This is a genomic window from Desulfurobacterium crinifex, assembly GCF_054656775.1.
In genome coordinates, this window is the sequence record NZ_BAAHXO010000004.1 from 1,494,876 (window position 1) to 1,510,769 (window position 15,894).

17 protein-coding genes and 1 tRNA gene are annotated in these 15,894 nt (G+C 39.9%); 7 read left to right on the forward strand and 11 right to left on the reverse strand.

The features are described from left to right. Nucleotides 1-73 precede the first annotated feature (73 nt). The 5 genes from ACYQ3A_RS09760 to purC form a co-directional block, all read right to left on the reverse strand. Nucleotides 74-1,069 (reverse strand): cytochrome-c peroxidase, encoded by a 996-nt coding sequence (locus ACYQ3A_RS09760; RefSeq protein ID WP_459897098.1) that lies wholly within the window; start codon nt 1,067-1,069, stop codon nt 74-76. 196 nt (nt 1,070-1,265) lie between these two features. Further along, entirely contained in the window at nt 1,266-1,886 is a 621-nt protein-coding gene (gene bioD, locus ACYQ3A_RS09765) for a dethiobiotin synthase (RefSeq protein ID WP_459897100.1), read from the reverse strand. Nucleotides 1,887-1,913: 27 nt separating this feature from the next. Continuing rightward, complete coding sequence (gene ribD, locus ACYQ3A_RS09770) at nt 1,914-3,032, reverse strand: bifunctional diaminohydroxyphosphoribosylaminopyrimidine deaminase/5-amino-6-(5-phosphoribosylamino)uracil reductase RibD (RefSeq protein WP_459897101.1); 1,119 nt, start codon at nt 3,030-3,032, stop codon at nt 1,914-1,916. A gap of 93 nt (nt 3,033-3,125) precedes the next feature. Continuing rightward, the gene (trpS, locus tag ACYQ3A_RS09775) at nt 3,126-4,190 is read right to left on the reverse strand and encodes a tryptophan--tRNA ligase (protein WP_459897102.1); all 1,065 of its coding nucleotides are present in this window, start codon (nt 4,188-4,190) and stop codon (nt 3,126-3,128) included. A gap of 2 nt (nt 4,191-4,192) precedes the next feature. Then, nucleotides 4,193-4,918 (reverse strand): phosphoribosylaminoimidazolesuccinocarboxamide synthase, encoded by a 726-nt coding sequence (purC, locus tag ACYQ3A_RS09780; RefSeq protein ID WP_459897103.1) that lies wholly within the window; start codon nt 4,916-4,918, stop codon nt 4,193-4,195. Between the two features lie 99 nt (nt 4,919-5,017). On the opposite strand from purC, the gene purF reads away from it, so the two are divergent. Then, the gene (gene purF, locus ACYQ3A_RS09785; RefSeq protein ID WP_459897104.1) at nt 5,018-6,406 is read left to right on the forward strand and encodes an amidophosphoribosyltransferase; all 1,389 of its coding nucleotides are present in this window, start codon (nt 5,018-5,020) and stop codon (nt 6,404-6,406) included. Here purF and ACYQ3A_RS09790 read toward each other — a convergent pair. Next, nucleotides 6,407-6,483 (reverse strand) — tRNA-Arg (locus tag ACYQ3A_RS09790). A gap of 48 nt (nt 6,484-6,531) precedes the next feature. On the opposite strand from ACYQ3A_RS09790, the gene ACYQ3A_RS09795 reads away from it, so the two are divergent. The 6 genes from ACYQ3A_RS09795 (at nt 6,532) to rplT (ending at nt 12,037) form a co-directional block, all read left to right on the forward strand. Then, a complete protein-coding gene (locus ACYQ3A_RS09795) occupies nt 6,532-6,804 on the forward strand; it encodes a hypothetical protein (protein ID WP_459897105.1) in 273 nt (90 codons plus the stop codon). Then, entirely contained in the window at nt 6,801-8,849 is a 2,049-nt protein-coding gene (locus ACYQ3A_RS09800) for a peptidoglycan D,D-transpeptidase FtsI family protein (RefSeq protein ID WP_459897106.1), read from the forward strand. Before ACYQ3A_RS09795 ends, ACYQ3A_RS09800 begins: the two co-directional genes overlap by 4 nt. Nucleotides 8,850-8,870: 21 nt before the next feature. Next, a complete protein-coding gene (gene thrS / locus ACYQ3A_RS09805; protein WP_459897107.1) occupies nt 8,871-10,847 on the forward strand; it encodes a threonine--tRNA ligase in 1,977 nt (658 codons plus the stop codon). After that, the gene (gene infC, locus ACYQ3A_RS09810) at nt 10,825-11,385 is read left to right on the forward strand and encodes a translation initiation factor IF-3 (protein WP_459897108.1); all 561 of its coding nucleotides are present in this window, start codon (nt 10,825-10,827) and stop codon (nt 11,383-11,385) included. Before thrS ends, infC begins: the two co-directional genes overlap by 23 nt. Nucleotides 11,386-11,429: 44 nt before the next feature. Continuing rightward, entirely contained in the window at nt 11,430-11,627 is a 198-nt protein-coding gene (rpmI, locus tag ACYQ3A_RS09815) for a 50S ribosomal protein L35 (RefSeq protein WP_459897109.1), read from the forward strand. Nucleotides 11,628-11,689: 62 nt separating this feature from the next. Then, entirely contained in the window at nt 11,690-12,037 is a 348-nt protein-coding gene (gene rplT, locus ACYQ3A_RS09820; protein ID WP_459897110.1) for a 50S ribosomal protein L20, read from the forward strand. A 96-nt stretch (nt 12,038-12,133) separates the two neighbouring features. Here rplT and ACYQ3A_RS09825 read toward each other — a convergent pair whose 3' ends face one another. The 5 genes from ACYQ3A_RS09825 to ACYQ3A_RS09845 are packed head-to-tail and all read right to left on the reverse strand — an operon-like array spanning nt 12,134 to nt 15,882. Then, entirely contained in the window at nt 12,134-12,541 is a 408-nt protein-coding gene (locus ACYQ3A_RS09825; protein ID WP_459897111.1) for a DUF2726 domain-containing protein, read from the reverse strand. Nucleotides 12,542-12,571: 30 nt separating this feature from the next. Then, complete coding sequence (locus tag ACYQ3A_RS09830; protein ID WP_459897112.1) at nt 12,572-13,390, reverse strand: 2,3,4,5-tetrahydropyridine-2,6-dicarboxylate N-succinyltransferase; 819 nt, start codon at nt 13,388-13,390, stop codon at nt 12,572-12,574. Between the two features lie 55 nt (nt 13,391-13,445). Further along, nucleotides 13,446-14,066, reverse strand: a complete 621-nt coding sequence (locus ACYQ3A_RS09835; protein WP_459897113.1) for a MotA/TolQ/ExbB proton channel family protein — start codon at nt 14,064-14,066, stop codon at nt 13,446-13,448. After that, nucleotides 14,067-14,858 (reverse strand): tRNA (adenine-N1)-methyltransferase, encoded by a 792-nt coding sequence (locus ACYQ3A_RS09840; RefSeq protein ID WP_459897114.1) that lies wholly within the window; start codon nt 14,856-14,858, stop codon nt 14,067-14,069. After that, on the reverse strand, nt 14,845-15,882 hold the full coding sequence (locus ACYQ3A_RS09845) for a lytic transglycosylase domain-containing protein (protein WP_459897115.1): 1,038 nt from the start codon (nt 15,880-15,882) through the stop codon (nt 14,845-14,847). Before ACYQ3A_RS09845 ends, ACYQ3A_RS09840 begins: the two co-directional genes overlap by 14 nt. Between the last annotated feature and the right edge of the window lie 12 nt (nt 15,883-15,894).

The window sequence follows — 15,894 nt, forward strand, 5'->3', positions numbered from 1 at the left end:
CTTTCATAGGAAAAATGTAAGTAAAAAATTTAATCCCCCCTTTAGAAAGATTGGGGGGATTTATAAACCTCTATTACTTCTTCTCAGGAAGAACCGGAAGAACTCTTGCTTCAAGAGGAACTTCACCAGTCATAGACTCAAGGAAAGCTTTTATCTTCTTCGCTTCATCATCGGAAAGTTTCTTTCCAAGCTCTTTTTCAGCCATTATCTTGATAGCTTCTTCCAGGCTATTCACAGAACCATCGTGGAAGTATGGTGCAGTAACAGCAACATTGAGAAGCTGAGGTGTCCTAAACTTGTACTTATCTGCAGGATTCTTGGTCACATTGTATCTGCCGAGGTCGTTGTTCCACTTGAACTTGTGGAATTGACCATCAGAGAGAACAGGTCCATTATGGCAAGCAATACAACCGTACTTAACAAAAAGCTTCATACCCTCTTTCTGCTCTGGAGTAAGAGCATTGTCATCTCCAAGGAGATATCTGTTAAACGGAGAATTAGGTGTGTTAAGAGTTCTTTCAAACGCCGCAATAGCCTTTGTTACGTTCTCAAAAGTTACAGGATCTTTTTCTCCAGGAAATGCCTTTTTGAAGAGTTCAACGTACTCAGGAATCTCCTTGAGTCTTTTAACTACAAGTTTAGGAGTTGCGTTCATCTCGACATGAGCCTGAAGTGGACCCGCAGCTTGTTTTTCAAGGTTTGGAGCTCTTCCATCCCAGAACTGGACTCTTAGGAATCCAGAGTTAAGAGTTGTGGGAGCGTTCCTTGGACCTGCCTGCCAACCGTGTCCAATAGAAGTTTTCTGGTTGTCATCACCACCAATTGAAAGGTTGTGACAGGTGTTACAGGAAATCAACTTACTTCTTGAAAGTCTTGGATCGTAATAGAGCATCTTTCCAAGCTTAACTTTTTCAGGCGTTAAACTGTTATCGGCTGGAACTGGTGGAAGCGCTGGAAGGGGAGTAAAGAAGGATCTGAGATCCTTAGCCACTGCGCTTTGCCCCATACCGGCAGCTGGCCCAATTGTGGTAACAACAAACAAGCTCAAGATAGATAAAAACTTCTTCATCTCCTACCTCCTCCTTACTCTGTTCAGAATTTATTTAAAATAATATCTTCTTGCAAAAAATTTTCAAGTGCTATCATTATTCCATCACCGCCATGCATTCACTTCGTATGGAAAATAAAAAGAAGCATTTCCTCACTAACGAGACTTTTTCGTTTTTAAATAGAAGATTAGGAAAATTCTAAGAGTCGGGAAAAAACTAAGGACACAACCAGGAGGAAATTTTTACAGCATCCTCAGTTTCTGAGAAGAGAAAAACAGGGACATCAAGAAGTTTTTTTAAACTTTCGTAATTGGTTTCTGCACTCCTATCAACCATTCCTCTGTGATTTAAAATAACTCCCTTAACTCTGACATTTTCACACTGACAGACTTTAACAGTTAACAAAGTATGATTTATTACTCCCAATTTATTTAGAGCAACTATCAACACTTCCATGTTTAGATCTTTTGCAAGATCAAGAAAAGTGTACTTTCCAGTTATAGGAACAAGAATCCCTCCAGCTCCCTCGAAAAGAACATTTTCGTATTCAGCAGCAAAAGACATCATTTCCTTTTTTATCTTTTCAATGGATATCTCTTTTCCCTCAATCTTAGCAGCAACAGATGGGGCAACAGGCGTTTTAAAACTGTAAACTGGCTTTATTTCTTTTCCACAGACTGAAGAAATCTTTTCCGCATCTTCACATACCGGTTCACAACCAGTTTCAACTATTTTAAAAGCACAAACGTTTCTGCCATTACTTCTCAGCTCTCTAATAAGGGAGACTGTGACAAATGTTTTCCCTACTCCTGTATCCGTTCCAGTTACCAGAATCATTTTTTCATCTTTCTTGTTCAGATTGTTTTAGTTGCAGCAATCTTTAAACTCTTTAATAAGTCTCGGTGAGTATGATTTTACCAGAAGATCCTTTCCCAATTTTTGAAAGTAGAAAATCTCCAAATTAAATGCATTTTCTATTTCTACCCCACCCTCAAACATAGGAACTCCCTCACTACCCAAAACTTTCGGAGCATAAAAAAAGTAAAACTTATCAATTAAATCCTTAGTCAGTAGCTCCCAAGCCAACTTTGAGCCACCCTCAGACATAATCGAATAGATACCATACTCTTTTCTAAGCAGCTCAAGTCCCTCTCTTAAGTCCAACTTACCACCTAAATCATAGACAGGAACAAGGGTAACCCCGAAATCCTTTAAAATACCAGCCTTATAAGAAAACAGGGACTCTTGAGCCGTTAAAACTATTAAATCTCTTGCTCTTTCCCTCACAATCTTAGAATGAACAGGAATTTTTAAACTCTTATCGACAACTACTGCTTTTGGCTGAACCTCAGTTTCGACTTCTCTGACATTAAGGAGGGGATCATCCTTTAAAACAGTTCCTATTCCTACCATTACAGCATTATGGTGACTTCTCAAAAGGTGAACAAGTTTGCGAGATTCTGGAGAGGTTATCCACTTAGAGTTTCCGTTTTTGTCAGCTATCATTCCATCAAGTGTAGCACCAAACTTTAGAGAAACGAAAGGACGTTTTTCCCTCAAGTTAACAATAAAATCGTCTATAAGTTCAAAACACTCCTTTTCAAGAACTCCAACCTTTACGTCTATTCCCGCACTTTTAAGCCTTTCAACTCCCCCTCTTGCTACAGGGTTGGGGTCTCTGATTCCAACTACAACTCTTTTTATTCCAGCTTCTATTATCCTTTCAGAACAAGGTGGGGTTTTTCCGTAGTGATTGCACGGTTCAAGGGTAACGTAAAGGGTAGCTCCTTTTGCATTTTCTCCTGCTCTTTCAAGAGCTACTGCTTCAGCATGAGGAAGTCCTGCTCTCCTGTGATAACCTGTGGCTATTATTTCGCCATTCTTAACAACAATAGCACCAACTGCTGGATTGGGGAGAGTTCTTCCTTTAGCTTTGTATGCTTCTCTAATGGCAATTTTCATAAACTTTTCATCTTGAGTCATCAGTTAAAACCCACGATGAGTAATGTAGAAAAAAAGGAGGAGGAGAAGAAAAATCAAAATACCAAACTGCATTCTTTCTCTTTTACCCAACTTTTATGCCCTGAAAAAGTTCATTGCTTTCCTGACTTCTTCCATTGTTTCTCTTGCTATCTCTTTCGCTTTATTCGAACCTTCTACAAATATGTCAACCATTTCGCCTTTTTTCTGAAGATAGTATTCTCTTTTCTCTCTTATTGGTGAAAGGAAACTATTGAGGTTTTTGTCCAGTTCTCTCTTACATTGAACACAACCAATCTCACCTTTTCGACAGGACTCTTCGATCTCTCTTACCTTTTCTGCAGGAGTAAACATCTTATGGTAAGCAAAGACAGAACAAACCTCAGGATGACCAGGATCGGTTTTTCTAATCCTTGATGGATCTGTAACCATTGACATTACTTTCTTGTTAACCTCTTCCTCTGAATCGGAAAGGTAGATGCAGTTTCCATAAGATTTACTCATCTTTCTTCCATCAAGTCCAGGAAGTTTCGGAGCTTCCGAAAGGAAAGGTCTTGGTTCTGGGAATATCTCTCCAAAGAACCTATTAAACCTTCTTGTTATCTCTCGAGAAAGCTCCAAATGTGGAAGCTGATCTATCCCTACTGGAACAGTATCAGCCTTGTAAAGGATAATGTCTGCCGTTTGGAGAACAGGGTAACCAAGGAAACCGTAGGTAGCGAGTTCTCTATCCTTCAAGTTTTCCATCATCTCTTTATACGTTGGATTCCTTTCAAGCCATCTAACTGGTGTAATCATACTGAGGAGAAGGTGGAGCTCCGCATGTTCTTTAACAAAGGATTGAATGAAAAGGGTTGATTTTTCAGGATCAAGACCGGCTGCAAGCCAGTCAGCCATCATTTCAACAGTATTGTCAGCAAGTTTGCTTGTATCGTGGTAAGAAGTTGTTATCGCATGCCAGTCAGCAATGAAAAAGAAACTCTCAGCTCTATCCTGAAGTTTTAGCCATGTTTTCAGTGCCCCAAAGTAGTTTCCAAGGTGAAGTCTTCCAGTTGGACGCATTCCTGAAAGAACTCTTTTTATCTCCTTCGGCTCTTCGTATTTTTCAAGAGCAATTTTCATCTCTTTATCAACGTTGCTAATGAGAATCTCTTTCTTCATCCTTACTCCTCTACCTTCTCGTATCTATCCATGATTCTTCTATAGATCTCTTTGTAGCTTTCGACTACCTTCCCCATGTCTTTCCTGAACCTATCCTTGTCAAGAACTTCCTTCGTTGATTTGTCCCAAAGCCTACAGGAATCTGGAGTAATCTCATCTGCAAGAATTACCTCTCCATTGTGCCTTCCAAACTCCAGTTTAAAGTCGACAAGGATTATGTCAATCTCTTCAAAGAATTTCTTAAGGAGTTCGTTAATCTCAAGAGCCATCTTTGTCATCTGTCCAAGTTCTTCTCTTGTAGCCCAACCGAAAAGATAGACATGATTTGGGCAGACCATTGGATCATGGAGTTCATCAGACTTGTAGAAATACTCAACAAGCGGCTCTTTGAGTGGAGTTCCCTCTTCAACCCCATATCTTCTTGAGAAACTACCGGCAGCAATATTCCTGACAACAACTTCTACAGGAATAATTTCGCACTTTTTAACAAGCATTTCTCTTGGAGAAAGTCTCTCAACAAAATGAGTCTTTACTCCATGTTTTTCAAGGTATTCAAAGATAACAGTTGTAATAGCACAGTTAATAACACCTTTATCTTCCAAAACCTCTTTTTTTGCACCATCAAAAGCTGTCGTATCATCTTTAAAGTACTGAACCAGCAAGTTCTCGCTGTCTGTTTTATACAAAACTTTTGCTTTTCCCTCGTAAAGTTTCTCTTTCTTTTCCATTTCGTCTCCTCCTGGTTTTTGGTCTGTGTTGTGAAATTATACGTTTTTCTGGTGCTATAATCTCTATCTCAAAACTTCTATCTCCATAAGAGAGGGACGATGAAGGAGTACTGCGGAATTTTCGGAATCTACAACAACCCTAACGCTGCTTACTATACCTACCTTGGACTTTATGCTCTTCAGCATAGAGGACAGGAAAGTGCTGGAATTGCAGTAACCAACGGCAACAGAATAACATACTACAGAGACTTTGGACTGGTTTCGTCGGTTTTCGAAAGCGAAAATCTGAAAAACCTGACAGGGTTTGTCGCTATAGGACATAACAGATATTCCACCTCTGGGGCTTCTGATTCTCCTGACAACATTCAGCCTATCGTGGTCTCGTACAAATACGGCCAGATGGCAATTGCCCACAATGGAAACATTGTCAACGCTTTAGAACTCAGGGAAAAACTCGAAGAAGAAGGATCCATTTTCAGAGGAACAACAGACTCCGAAGTCATTGTCCATTTAATAGTAAAGTCTAAGAAGAAAAAATTCCTCGAGAAGCTAATGGATGCCCTCTCTAAGCTGAAAGGTGCTTATTCCCTCCTTGTTATGACAAACAAAAAGCTTATTGCTGCAAGAGACCCCTGGGGATTCAGACCTCTATGTATGGGAGAGCTTGACGGCAGCCCCGTTTTTGCATCTGAAACCTGTGCATTTGACCTCATAGGAGCAAAATACATAAGAGACGTTGAACCCGGAGAAGTTATTGTTATTGAAAACGGTGAGATGAATTCCTACAGAATTCCAGGTTGTGAAAATTGCAAGATATCCCAGTGTATTTTTGAATTTGTCTACTTTTCAAGACCAGACAGCAAAATCTTTGGAAACAGTGTTTATGAAGTAAGAAAGGAGTTTGGAAGAATTCTTGCAAGAGAGTACCCTGTAGAGGCAGACCTTGTTATCCCTGTTCCAGATTCAGGAGTTGTTCCTGCACTGGGATACTCTCAGGAAAGTGGAATACCATTTGAAATGGGACTGATAAGAAATCACTATGTTGGCAGAACATTCATCAAGCCAGACCAGAAAATGAGGGATATAGGAGTAAAAGTAAAACTCAATCCAATTCCTGAGCTCCTGAAAGATAAGAGAATCGTTGTAATAGATGACTCAATCGTAAGAGGAACAACCAGCAGAAAGATAATAAGAATGTTAAGGGAAGCAGGAGCAAAAGAAGTACACATGAGGATCAGCTCTCCACCTACCAGATGGCCATGTTACTTTGGTATCGACACTCCAACGAGAGATCAATTGATAGCTTCTTCTCACTCTATAGAGGAAATATGTAAGTACATAGAAGCTGACTCTCTTGGGTATCTCTCTCTCGAAGGAATGATAAGAGCTGCAGGAGGTAGCAAAGATAACTACTGTACAGCCTGTTTTGATGGAAACTACCCAGTAGAGATTCCAGAAAACATTGTCAGGCAGGCTGAAAAGAAGTAGTGGCGCGCCTGGCGGGACTTGAACCCGCGACGCTCGGATCCGGAGTCCGAGGCTCTATCCAGCTGAGCTACAGGCGCATAGTTTATTATGTTGTAGGAGAATAATATAGCTCTCTGGAAGCAAGTGTGAAGAATTCGCTACGGTATATATGTATTTTAAGCTACATTGCAACCATAGCTGCTGTTATGCTGGTTAGTTTCAAAGTAATTAACATACGCTCCAAGTGTACTTTTGAGAAGGCAAAGATAACAAAACTGGTCAAGAGAATAGAACAGCTTAAAGAGGAGAATAATAGACTAACCATTGAGTTCTATAGAAAACTAAAACCTAAGACAATCGATTCAATGACAAAGGAAATGGATTTACTCCATGAAAATGAGGTCAAATACCTGAGATGAAGCTTTTTTACCGTATAAAACACTTTTTTTCAAAGCTTTACAACTTTATTAAACCCTTCAAAGATGACAGACTGAACTTGTTCATTTTCATTTCTATTTTCTTGGTTGCTGCCTACTCTGCAAAACTTCTTTCCCTATCACATTTTAATCGAGATTTCTGGATCAGCCTTGTAGAAAAGCAGTTTGAAGGTGCCATAAAAGTTGCCTCTGAAAGAGGAAAAGTTTTTGATAGAAATGGAATTCCTCTTGCAGCCAGTGAAAAAGTCATCTCTTTCTACATAAGGCCTACAGAAGCCAAAGATAAAAAGCTCCTTCGAAAGATCCTTCTAAGAGAACCTGAAGTTATTAAGAAATATCTAAAGGAAAAAAGCTCTTTAACCCCAGAAAACGTGAAGAAAATAACCCAAAGACTTGAAGTCTTTTCTCTAATCAGTGATGAAGAAATAAAAAAGGTATATGAGAAGAAATACACAATAGTAAAGGTCAAAGGAGATGATGGAAAACCTAAGGAGATAAAAGTTCCTTTTGTATGGCTGAAAAAAGATCTTTCTGTTTCAAGGGAGAAAGCATTTAAGGCTGTATCAACAGCTCTCAGGATCTACTACACGCTATCAGGAGAAAACAGATTCAGGAAAAAATATCCTGATCTCTTAGGTTATATTTCAGAGTTCCAGAGAGTTTACCCCTACTCTGTAGGATCTGTAATAGTTGGGGTTACAAACAAAATGGGAGAGGGTCTCTCAGGGCTTGAATTCCTCTTGGAAAAAGAAAAGATCATAACCGGTGACACAGTGCTGCTCTCAGGGCAAAAAGATGCAAGGGGAAGAGTTTATCTTGGAAAGGAAGCTTCTATCTTCCTCACAAAGAAAAAAGGAAACAATGTTATAACGACTATTGATGGTAACCTTCAGTACATTTTTGAAAAGACCCTGAAAAAGTATGGAGAGGAGTGGCATCCAAAGTTCATAAACGCAGTCCTAATGGATCCATATACAGGGGAAATAATTGCTGCAGCAAGTTATCCTTTCTATGATTATGGCGAGAAAAAGGACAAAAGTTTTATTTCAAAACTGAATCCACGGTTCATCACGGCCCCTTACGAGCCAGGTTCCGTTATAAAACCTATTGTAATAGCTGCTGCAATTAATGAAGGAATAGTTACAAAAGATACGGTTATAGATTGTCCTGCTGATTACAAAATCGGAAATAAAGTGTTCCACAATGAATTTCATGGAAGAAACGTAAAACTAAGAGCCTGGGAAATAATCCAGTATTCAGACAACGTTGGAATAATAAAAGTTGTCCAGAAACTTGGCAAGGAAAAGTACTACAGCTATCTGAAAGCTTTCGGCTTTGGAAGTAAAACAGGAATAGAGCTCCCTGGTGAAAACCCTGGAAAACTGAGAAACTGGAAAAAGTGGAGAGAAGTAGAATTTGCAACCCTCTCTTTTGGTCATAATATTCTAACCACAACACTGCAACTTGCTGCAGCTTATTCGGTTCTTGTAAATGGGGGATACTACGTAAAACCGAAAATTCTTTCCGCTATCGTCGATGAGAAAGGAAAAATCCTGAAGAGATTTCCATCTATTAAAGAGAGAAGAGTGATTTCCGAAAAAACCTCCAAAATAATGAGAAGAATCTTAACCATGGTTGTAGAGGGTGGAACAGGTACAGGGACTAGATTCCAAAACTTTTTCGTGGGAGGTAAAACTGGAACAGCTCTTAAATACGATCCCCAAATTCGTCAGTACAGTAAATCCAAAATCACGGCAACGTTTGTTGGTGCATTCCCAATGACCAATCCCCGATACGTCTTAGCTGTGACAGTAGATGAACCGAAAGTTCCCAAGAACATGCTATGGGCAAGTAAAATTGCAGTTCCCCTCTTCAGAGAGCTTGCTGAAAGAGTACTTCTTTACGAAAGAGTAGCTCCAGATAAAAAGGAGTACATTTTAATGAAAAATGGAGAAATAGTCTCGAAAGAGATAAATCAAGATTTCATACTCAAAAATGGGATTCAGAGTAGTAAAATTAGCCATTAATTTTTGGTAGAGAGGTAGGAAATGATTGAGATAGAGCTTCCAGACGGTAGCAAGCTAACATTTGAGAAAGGAACAAGTGTAAAAGAGATTGCAGGCAGAATAGCTAAGAGCCTTGAAAAGAACGCTATCGGAGCTCTCTTTAACGGTGAACTTATCGATATACATACCCCCATAACAAAAAGTGGAAAAATCAGAATAATCACTCAGAAGGATTCCGAATCCCTTGAGATTCTCAGACACAGTGCAGCCCATATTCTTGCAAAAGCAGTCAAAAGACTTTACGGAAGAGAAAAAGTAAAGCTCGGAATTGGACCAGCCACAGAAGAAGGTTTCTACTATGACTTTGATCTCCCGGTATCCATATCTGAAGAGGATCTACCAAAGATAGAAAAGGAGATGGAGAATATTGTAAAGGCAAAAGAGTCTTTTAGAAGAGAAGAGATAACAAGAGAACAAGCGAGAGAACTTTTCAAAGATGATCCTTACAAGTTAGAGCTCCTTGAATCCATCCCGGAAGATGAAACAGTAACCATCTATTGGCTTGGAGAAGACTTCTTTGACCTCTGTAGAGGTCCTCACGTTGAACACTCCGGAATGGTAAAAGCCTTTAAGCTTCTCTCAGTTGCTGGAGCTTACTGGCGTGGAGATTCAAGAAACAAAATGCTCCAGAGAGTCTATGGAACTGCATTCTGGAAAAAGAAGGATCTTGACGAATATCTCACGAGACTTGAAGAGGCAAAGAAGAGAGACCATAGAGTTCTGGGAAAACAGCTTGACCTCTTCTCTATCTATGAAGAAGCTGGTCCTGGACTTGTCTTCTGGCATCCAAACGGTGCAATTATCAGGCGAGAGATTGAAGAGTGGGTTGAGAAAGAACACGAGAAGAGAGGATACCAGCGGATCTACACCCCCCACATAATGAAGGCAGACCTGTGGAAAATTTCAGGGCACTACGACTTCTACAAGGAAAACATGTTCTTCGTCCCGGTTGTTGAACATGATGAAGAGGAAAGGCTTGGAAACGAGGAAGTTCCTCTCACCTGTGAAGAGATAGAAAAAGCTCACTGGTACGCAGTTAAACCAATGAACTGTCCTGGGCACATTTTGATTTACAAATCACAGGTCAGAAGCTATAGAGATTTGCCCATAAGGTTTTTTGAGTTTGGGACAGTCCATAGATACGAAAAGAGCGGATCCCTCCATGGACTCTTGAGAGTAAGAGGATTCACTCAGGACGATGGACACATCTTCTGCCGTCCAGACCAGCTAAAAGAGGAAATACAAGGAGTTCTCGACTACGTAATGGAGCTCCTTACAACGTTCAAGCTTGACTACGTTATAAACATTGGAACAAAACCAGAAAAGTACATCGGAACAGATGAGGCTTGGGAGCATGCAACCCAGGCTTTGATTGATGCTCTGAAAGAAAGAGGATTTGAGTACAACATCGTTGAAGGAGATGGGGCTTTCTACGGTCCAAAAATTGACATAGCAGTCTTAGACGCAATTGGAAGAAAGTGGGACGGCCCGACAATACAGGTTGACTTTAACCTGCCAGAAAGGTTCGATCTGACCTACGTTGACAAAGATGGTCAGAAGAAGCGTCCTGTTATGGTTCACAGGGCTATAATGGGTAGTATCGAAAGATTCATAGGCCTTCTGATAGAGCATTACGCAGGTCTTTTCCCAACTTGGCTTGCTCCAGTTCAGGTTGTAGTGATTCCAGTAAGCGACAAGTACCTTGACTATGCAGATGAGATTTATGCAAGGTTGAAGGAAGCTGGAATCAGAGTAAAGCTTGATGATGAAAGTGGCAAAGTAGGATACAAGATAAGGAAAGCTGAACTTATGAAAATTCCTTACATGCTTATAGTTGGTGAAAAAGAGCAGCAGAGTGGAACAGTTTCTGTCAGGTCAAAGAGAGAAGGGGATCTTGGAGCTATGGAAATATCTGGCTTTTTAGATAAAATTTTAAATGAAATCAAAGAAAAACTTTGATAGAAAGGAGGGTACCATTAGTAAGAGACTTGACCAAATCAGAGTGAATGAACGAATCAGGGCAAAAGAGGTTCTCGTTATCGACAGTGACGGAACCAAACTTGGAGTAATGCCAACACTGAAAGCGCTCCAACTGGCAAAAGAACAGGGGCTTGACCTCGTCGAAGTTTCACCCAACGCCAATCCCCCTGTCTGCCGTATCATGGATTACGGAAAGTACAAATACCAGCAGCAGAAGAAGATGCATGAAGCCAAAAAGAAACAGAAAACAATCGAGGTCAAGACCGTAAAGGTGCGCCCAAGAACAGATGAGCATGATCTCCAAGTAAGAATAAAACAGACCAGAAAGTTCCTTGAAAAAGGAAACAAGGTTAAAGCAGTAGTCATGTTCAGAGGAAGAGAACAGGCACATCTTGAGCTTGGAGAAGCACAGCTCATGAAGATTTATGAAGCTGTTCAGGACATAGCTGAAATTGAGAAAAAGCCCAAGAAAGAAGGTAGAGATATGATTATGATACTTGCACCTAAGAAAAAATAGACTATAATTCACTCTCGTTTTCAAAACAGAAAGGAGGCTCTAAAATGCCAAAGATTAAGACAAGAAAGTCTGCTGCCAAGAGGGTAAAGGTAACAGCATCAGGCAAAATCAAACACTGGCACCCTAACAAGAGCCACATCCTTACAAAGAAGAGCAGAAAGAGGAAGAGAAAACTCAGAAAAGCTGGTTACCTTGAAGGAGCTCAGGCAGCAAACTACAAGCAATTAGTACTCTACATGTAGGTGATGCAAGCAGGCCAAAAGCCTGAAAAGGCGCCTGCAGCTCACAAAAAAAGGAGGAAAGAATGAGAGTAAAGACAAGCCCAAGAAGGTATAAGAGGAAGAAGCTCAAAAAGCTTACCAAAGGTTACTTTGGTGGTAGATCCAGACTCTTCAGAACAATGAAAATTGCTGTAATGAAATCCCTCTTCTACGCTTACAAACATAGAAGAGAGAAGAAGAGGGATTTCAGAAGGCTCTGGATTGCAAGGATCAATGCAGCTGTAAGGCCACTTGGTCTCAACTACAGCAGGTTTATGAACGGTCTTAAAAAGGCTGGAATCGAGCTCGACAGAAAGATCCTTGCAGATATCGCTGTAAGAGATCCTGAAGCCTTCAAAGTAATCGTAGAAAAAGCAAAAGCTGCTCTTTAAGAATTCTCGTCCCGCCTTCCGGCGGGATTTTAACTATCTAGAAAAAAAATCCTTCGTTTTTATTCTGATTTTTAAAAGTTTCACGTCGCTATTAACTTATTTCTTACTGTATTCCATTATTAACTTTAAGAGTTCCGGTTTAGTTCTTGCAACAACTAAACCTAAATCCTTACAAATATTTCTGACTTTTTCATCTCTCGAAAGGACTGCAACTGGTTTAAAATCCTTGTTGGTAATCAGAAAGTCAATTCCTTTAGAGGAAATTCTGCCAAGAGAACTAAAATCATTCCTTTTCGTTGTAAAAACCACATCTAACATTCTTACCTTGGGAAAAACACGAAAGTCAGGTGAAAGTTTAGATACAAGTTCTTCATAAATTGATACTTCTTTTTCATTTAAAAAGCTCCTCTTGAGAGAAAAATTTCCTTCCTTTTTATTTTGCAGTAAAGTTACTATAACCAATGCAATAACAACTAAAATTAAAACCAGCAAAACAAGTTTCATTTCCCCTCCCTCCCTTGAATTATCCAATTTCTACACAGGAACGTTAAATTCTCTAAGGACTTCATTTAAAGAAGTTTTCTTGTCAGTTGATTCTTTCCTCTTCCCGATAATTAATGCACAGGGAAGTCCGTACTCTCCTGCGGGAAACTTCTTGATTCTGGTTCCTGGAATGACGACACTCCTTGCAGGAACTCTTCCTCTATATTCAACAGGCTCATCACCTGTAACATCAATAATCTTTGTAGAAGCTGTTATTACAACTCCAGCTCCGAGAACTGCTTCTTCTTCTATGATTGCACCTTCAACGATGATACATCTTGAACCTATGAAACAGTTGTCCTCAATAATCACAGGAGTAGCATTTGGTGGTTCAAGAACTCCTCCGATTCCAACACCACCAGAAAGGTGAACGTTCTTACCTATCTGTGCACAGGATCCAACTGTAGCCCAGGTATCAACCATTGTTCCAGAACCTACGTAGGCTCCAATGTTAACGTAAGAAGGCATGAGAATTGCTCCTGGCTCAATAAATGAACCGTATCTTGCAGTTGCTGGAGGAACAACCCTGACTCCAAGTTTTTCCCAGTTCTTCTTGAGAGGAATCTTGTCGTAGTACTCAAAAGGTCCAACTTCCATAACCTTCATCTCTGAAATCGGGAAGAAAAGGAGAATAGCTTTCTTAACCCAATCATTTACCTTCCAGTTACCGACACTGATTCTCTCTGCAACTCTAATTTTTCCCCTATCAAGGAGATCAACCGCTTCTCTTATAGCTTCTTTGTACTTTTCATCTTTCAGAAGTTCTCTGTTTTCCCAAGCTTCCTCTATCATCTTTTTAAGATCTTCCATTTCCACCTCCTATTTCTCTCTTATCAAGTTAACTTTCAGGTTGCTACTTTTAGCATTACTTGAGACCTTTAAAGTTATTGGCTATTAAGACTCCTGCAGATTCAACTTCGGCTGCTATCTTATCCAGTTTTCTCTGAAAAAGGTTGTACATGATAACCGCGGGAATGGCAACAAGGAGACCAAAAACTGTTGTAAGAAGTGCTTCTGCTATCCCTGCAGATAACTGTTGAGGATTTCCAATTGAAGTGCTACCTGCTGTTAGGACTCCAAATATCTTTATCATTCCAAGAACTGTTCCAACAAGTCCTAAAAGGGGAGAAACCGCTGCTACTGTTGCAAGTAGAGGCATACCTCTTTCAAGCTCTATAAACTTCCTTTTGGCTGTTACCTCAAATGCACTGAGGAAGTTATCCTTTGTCGGTTCTCCTATGTTTTTCAGAGCATCAAGAATTATGGAAGAAAGAAAACTCCTTCTTTTCTTGCAGAGCTCCACAGCATCTCCAATGCTCCCCTCACTTAAAAAGTCAACTACAAGCCGTAAATCTTCTTTAGGAACAAGTTTAGAAAGGCGAAGAATCAAGAGTTTTTCTATGATGATAGCAACAGAAATAACTGAAAGAAAGAAGAGGATATAACCTACAATTCCCGATTTCTGTAAAAGCCCTAAAGCTTCCATCTAAACCTCTATCTTTTCAGGTAGTTTTCTGGCAAAAATAAGGTAAGCAGTATGGGCAGGCATTCTGTCTTCCGGTCTCAACCTCTCGGGGACTATCTTATATTTCCTGAGAAGTATCTCAGAGACCTCTATATCCATGAAAGGTAATTCTTCCAGTTTTTTCAGAACTTCAATCACCTGATTTACAGTCGGGACGAGAATACCCAGCATGTTCCCGGTTTTTAAAGCTCTATAAGCTTTATCTATATAGAGCCAGGGTTCTCTGACATCTAAGAAAACAGCATCAGCTTCTGTCTCGTCAAAGCCTTCTTCAATATCTCTGTGCTTCACCTCAACTCTGTGATCAAGCCCAAGTTTTCTAAGGTTAGAAAGAGCATTCTTTATGAACTCTTCCCTTCTCTCGTAACTTACAACTTTTCCTGTATCACCAACAATGTGTGCAAAGACGGCGGTCATAGCTCCACTTCCTATGCCGCTCTCAATAATTAGATCACCCGGTTTAACGTTTAACTTTAGTGCTATGTAGGCTGAATCCTTTGGATAGACTATCTGGGTAAGCCTGTTGAGTTTAAACATGATGAAATCGTAAAGGGTACAAGGCAAAATAACATATTTAAAACCTTTATGTGTTTCCACCAGCGAGCCGTATTTTTTTCCAGGAATAGTAGAAAGATCTATTTCTCCTTTATCGGTATTAAACTTTCCCTTTGCAAGAGAAAGATTTAAGAAGTATTTTTTGTCCTTCTCTGGATCGTAGAGAATTACTGTATCTGTCTCTTTAACTTTTCCCATCGGCAAACTCTTCCCTTCCGTAATCTCTTTTAACAATCAGAATAGGCTGTCCTCTGTAAACTACAGTTCTTTTAAGTCTATTTATCTCTTTTATCAGTTTAGCATCCACACCAAAACGTTTTGCAATCGAAATAATCTTTTCGCTTTTCCTTGGAACATAAACGTAGATTTTTGATGAATCTATGTATTTGAGAATGTCAGTCTTCTTTACAAAATTTGAAGGAACGTAAACGTAGTAACCGGCTGGAACCACCCTTTTCCTGTACTGACGGTTGAACTTTTTCGCTATGTGGTAAGGAACTTTTAACTTTTTGGAAATCCGGTAAAGAGAGGTTTTAGATAGAACCTTTATCTTTACAAGGGATACTGAATTCTTACCATTTTCGAATAAGTTCTTTTCTTTGATAAAAGAGAGAACTGCATAGAACTTTGGAACGTAGTTAAGAGTTTCATTTGGAAGCTTTGTTAGATCCCAAAAGTGATCAGCTCCAAGCGCCTTGAGCCTTTTGAAAATTGTTCCAGGACCAGCGTTGTACGCTGCTATTGCAAGATCCCATCTGCCAAAGAGGGAATGAAGATACTTTAAGTATTTTGCAGCTGCTACGGTTGACTTTTCAACATCAAATCTCTCATCAATGTACCAGTTTACCTTTAAGCCGTAGAGTCTTGCCGTTCCCGGCATCAGTTGCCACAGGCCGGCTGCACCGGCTTTTGATACTGCAGATGGATCACCATTGCTCTCCACAATAGCAAGAAAAACAAGATCTTCTGGAACTCCCTCTCTTTCAAAGATCTTTTTGATAGTTGGATAGAAGACCTTAAAGTTGTCGATCTGAGAGATAAGCTTCATTCTGTTCCATTTGTTCTTGTAGTAAGAGAGCCAGAACTGGAACGAGGGTTTATCCCAGGGAATAGAGAGCTCCGTCTCTGGAAGTTGCTCTTTTTTTGAAATGCTGGTTTTAAAGAGAAGTGCAGATTCTTTTTCGACAGTAGTTACTATGGAATCAGCGGGAGCTCCAGACACTTCCAGAGCTCC

Bases quoted from the DNA above. Each gene is read 5' to 3' on its own strand.
- rpmI (WP_459897109.1), top strand. From the start codon at position 11,430: ATGCCAAAGATTAAGACAAGAAAGTCTGCTGCCAAGAGGGTAAAGGTA.
- ACYQ3A_RS09760 (WP_459897098.1), bottom strand. From the start codon at position 1,069: ATGAAGAAGTTTTTATCTATCTTGAGCTTGTTTGTTGTTACCACAATT.
- ACYQ3A_RS09825 (WP_459897111.1), bottom strand. From the start codon at position 12,541: ATGAAACTTGTTTTGCTGGTTTTAATTTTAGTTGTTATTGCATTGGTT.
- purC (WP_459897103.1), bottom strand. From the start codon at position 4,918: ATGGAAAAGAAAGAGAAACTTTACGAGGGAAAAGCAAAAGTTTTGTAT.
- infC (WP_459897108.1), top strand. From the start codon at position 10,825: ATGAAATCAAAGAAAAACTTTGATAGAAAGGAGGGTACCATTAGTAAG.
- ACYQ3A_RS09840 (WP_459897114.1), bottom strand. From the start codon at position 14,858: ATGGGAAAAGTTAAAGAGACAGATACAGTAATTCTCTACGATCCAGAG.
- ACYQ3A_RS09830 (WP_459897112.1), bottom strand. From the start codon at position 13,390: ATGGAAGATCTTAAAAAGATGATAGAGGAAGCTTGGGAAAACAGAGAA.
- rplT (WP_459897110.1), top strand. From the start codon at position 11,690: ATGAGAGTAAAGACAAGCCCAAGAAGGTATAAGAGGAAGAAGCTCAAA.
- bioD (WP_459897100.1), bottom strand. From the start codon at position 1,886: ATGATTCTGGTAACTGGAACGGATACAGGAGTAGGGAAAACATTTGTC.
- trpS (WP_459897102.1), bottom strand. From the start codon at position 4,190: ATGAAGAAAGAGATTCTCATTAGCAACGTTGATAAAGAGATGAAAATT.
- ribD (WP_459897101.1), bottom strand. From the start codon at position 3,032: ATGACTCAAGATGAAAAGTTTATGAAAATTGCCATTAGAGAAGCATAC.
- purF (WP_459897104.1), top strand. From the start codon at position 5,018: ATGAAGGAGTACTGCGGAATTTTCGGAATCTACAACAACCCTAACGCT.
- thrS (WP_459897107.1), top strand. From the start codon at position 8,871: ATGATTGAGATAGAGCTTCCAGACGGTAGCAAGCTAACATTTGAGAAA.
- ACYQ3A_RS09800 (WP_459897106.1), top strand. From the start codon at position 6,801: ATGAAGCTTTTTTACCGTATAAAACACTTTTTTTCAAAGCTTTACAAC.
- ACYQ3A_RS09835 (WP_459897113.1), bottom strand. From the start codon at position 14,066: ATGGAAGCTTTAGGGCTTTTACAGAAATCGGGAATTGTAGGTTATATC.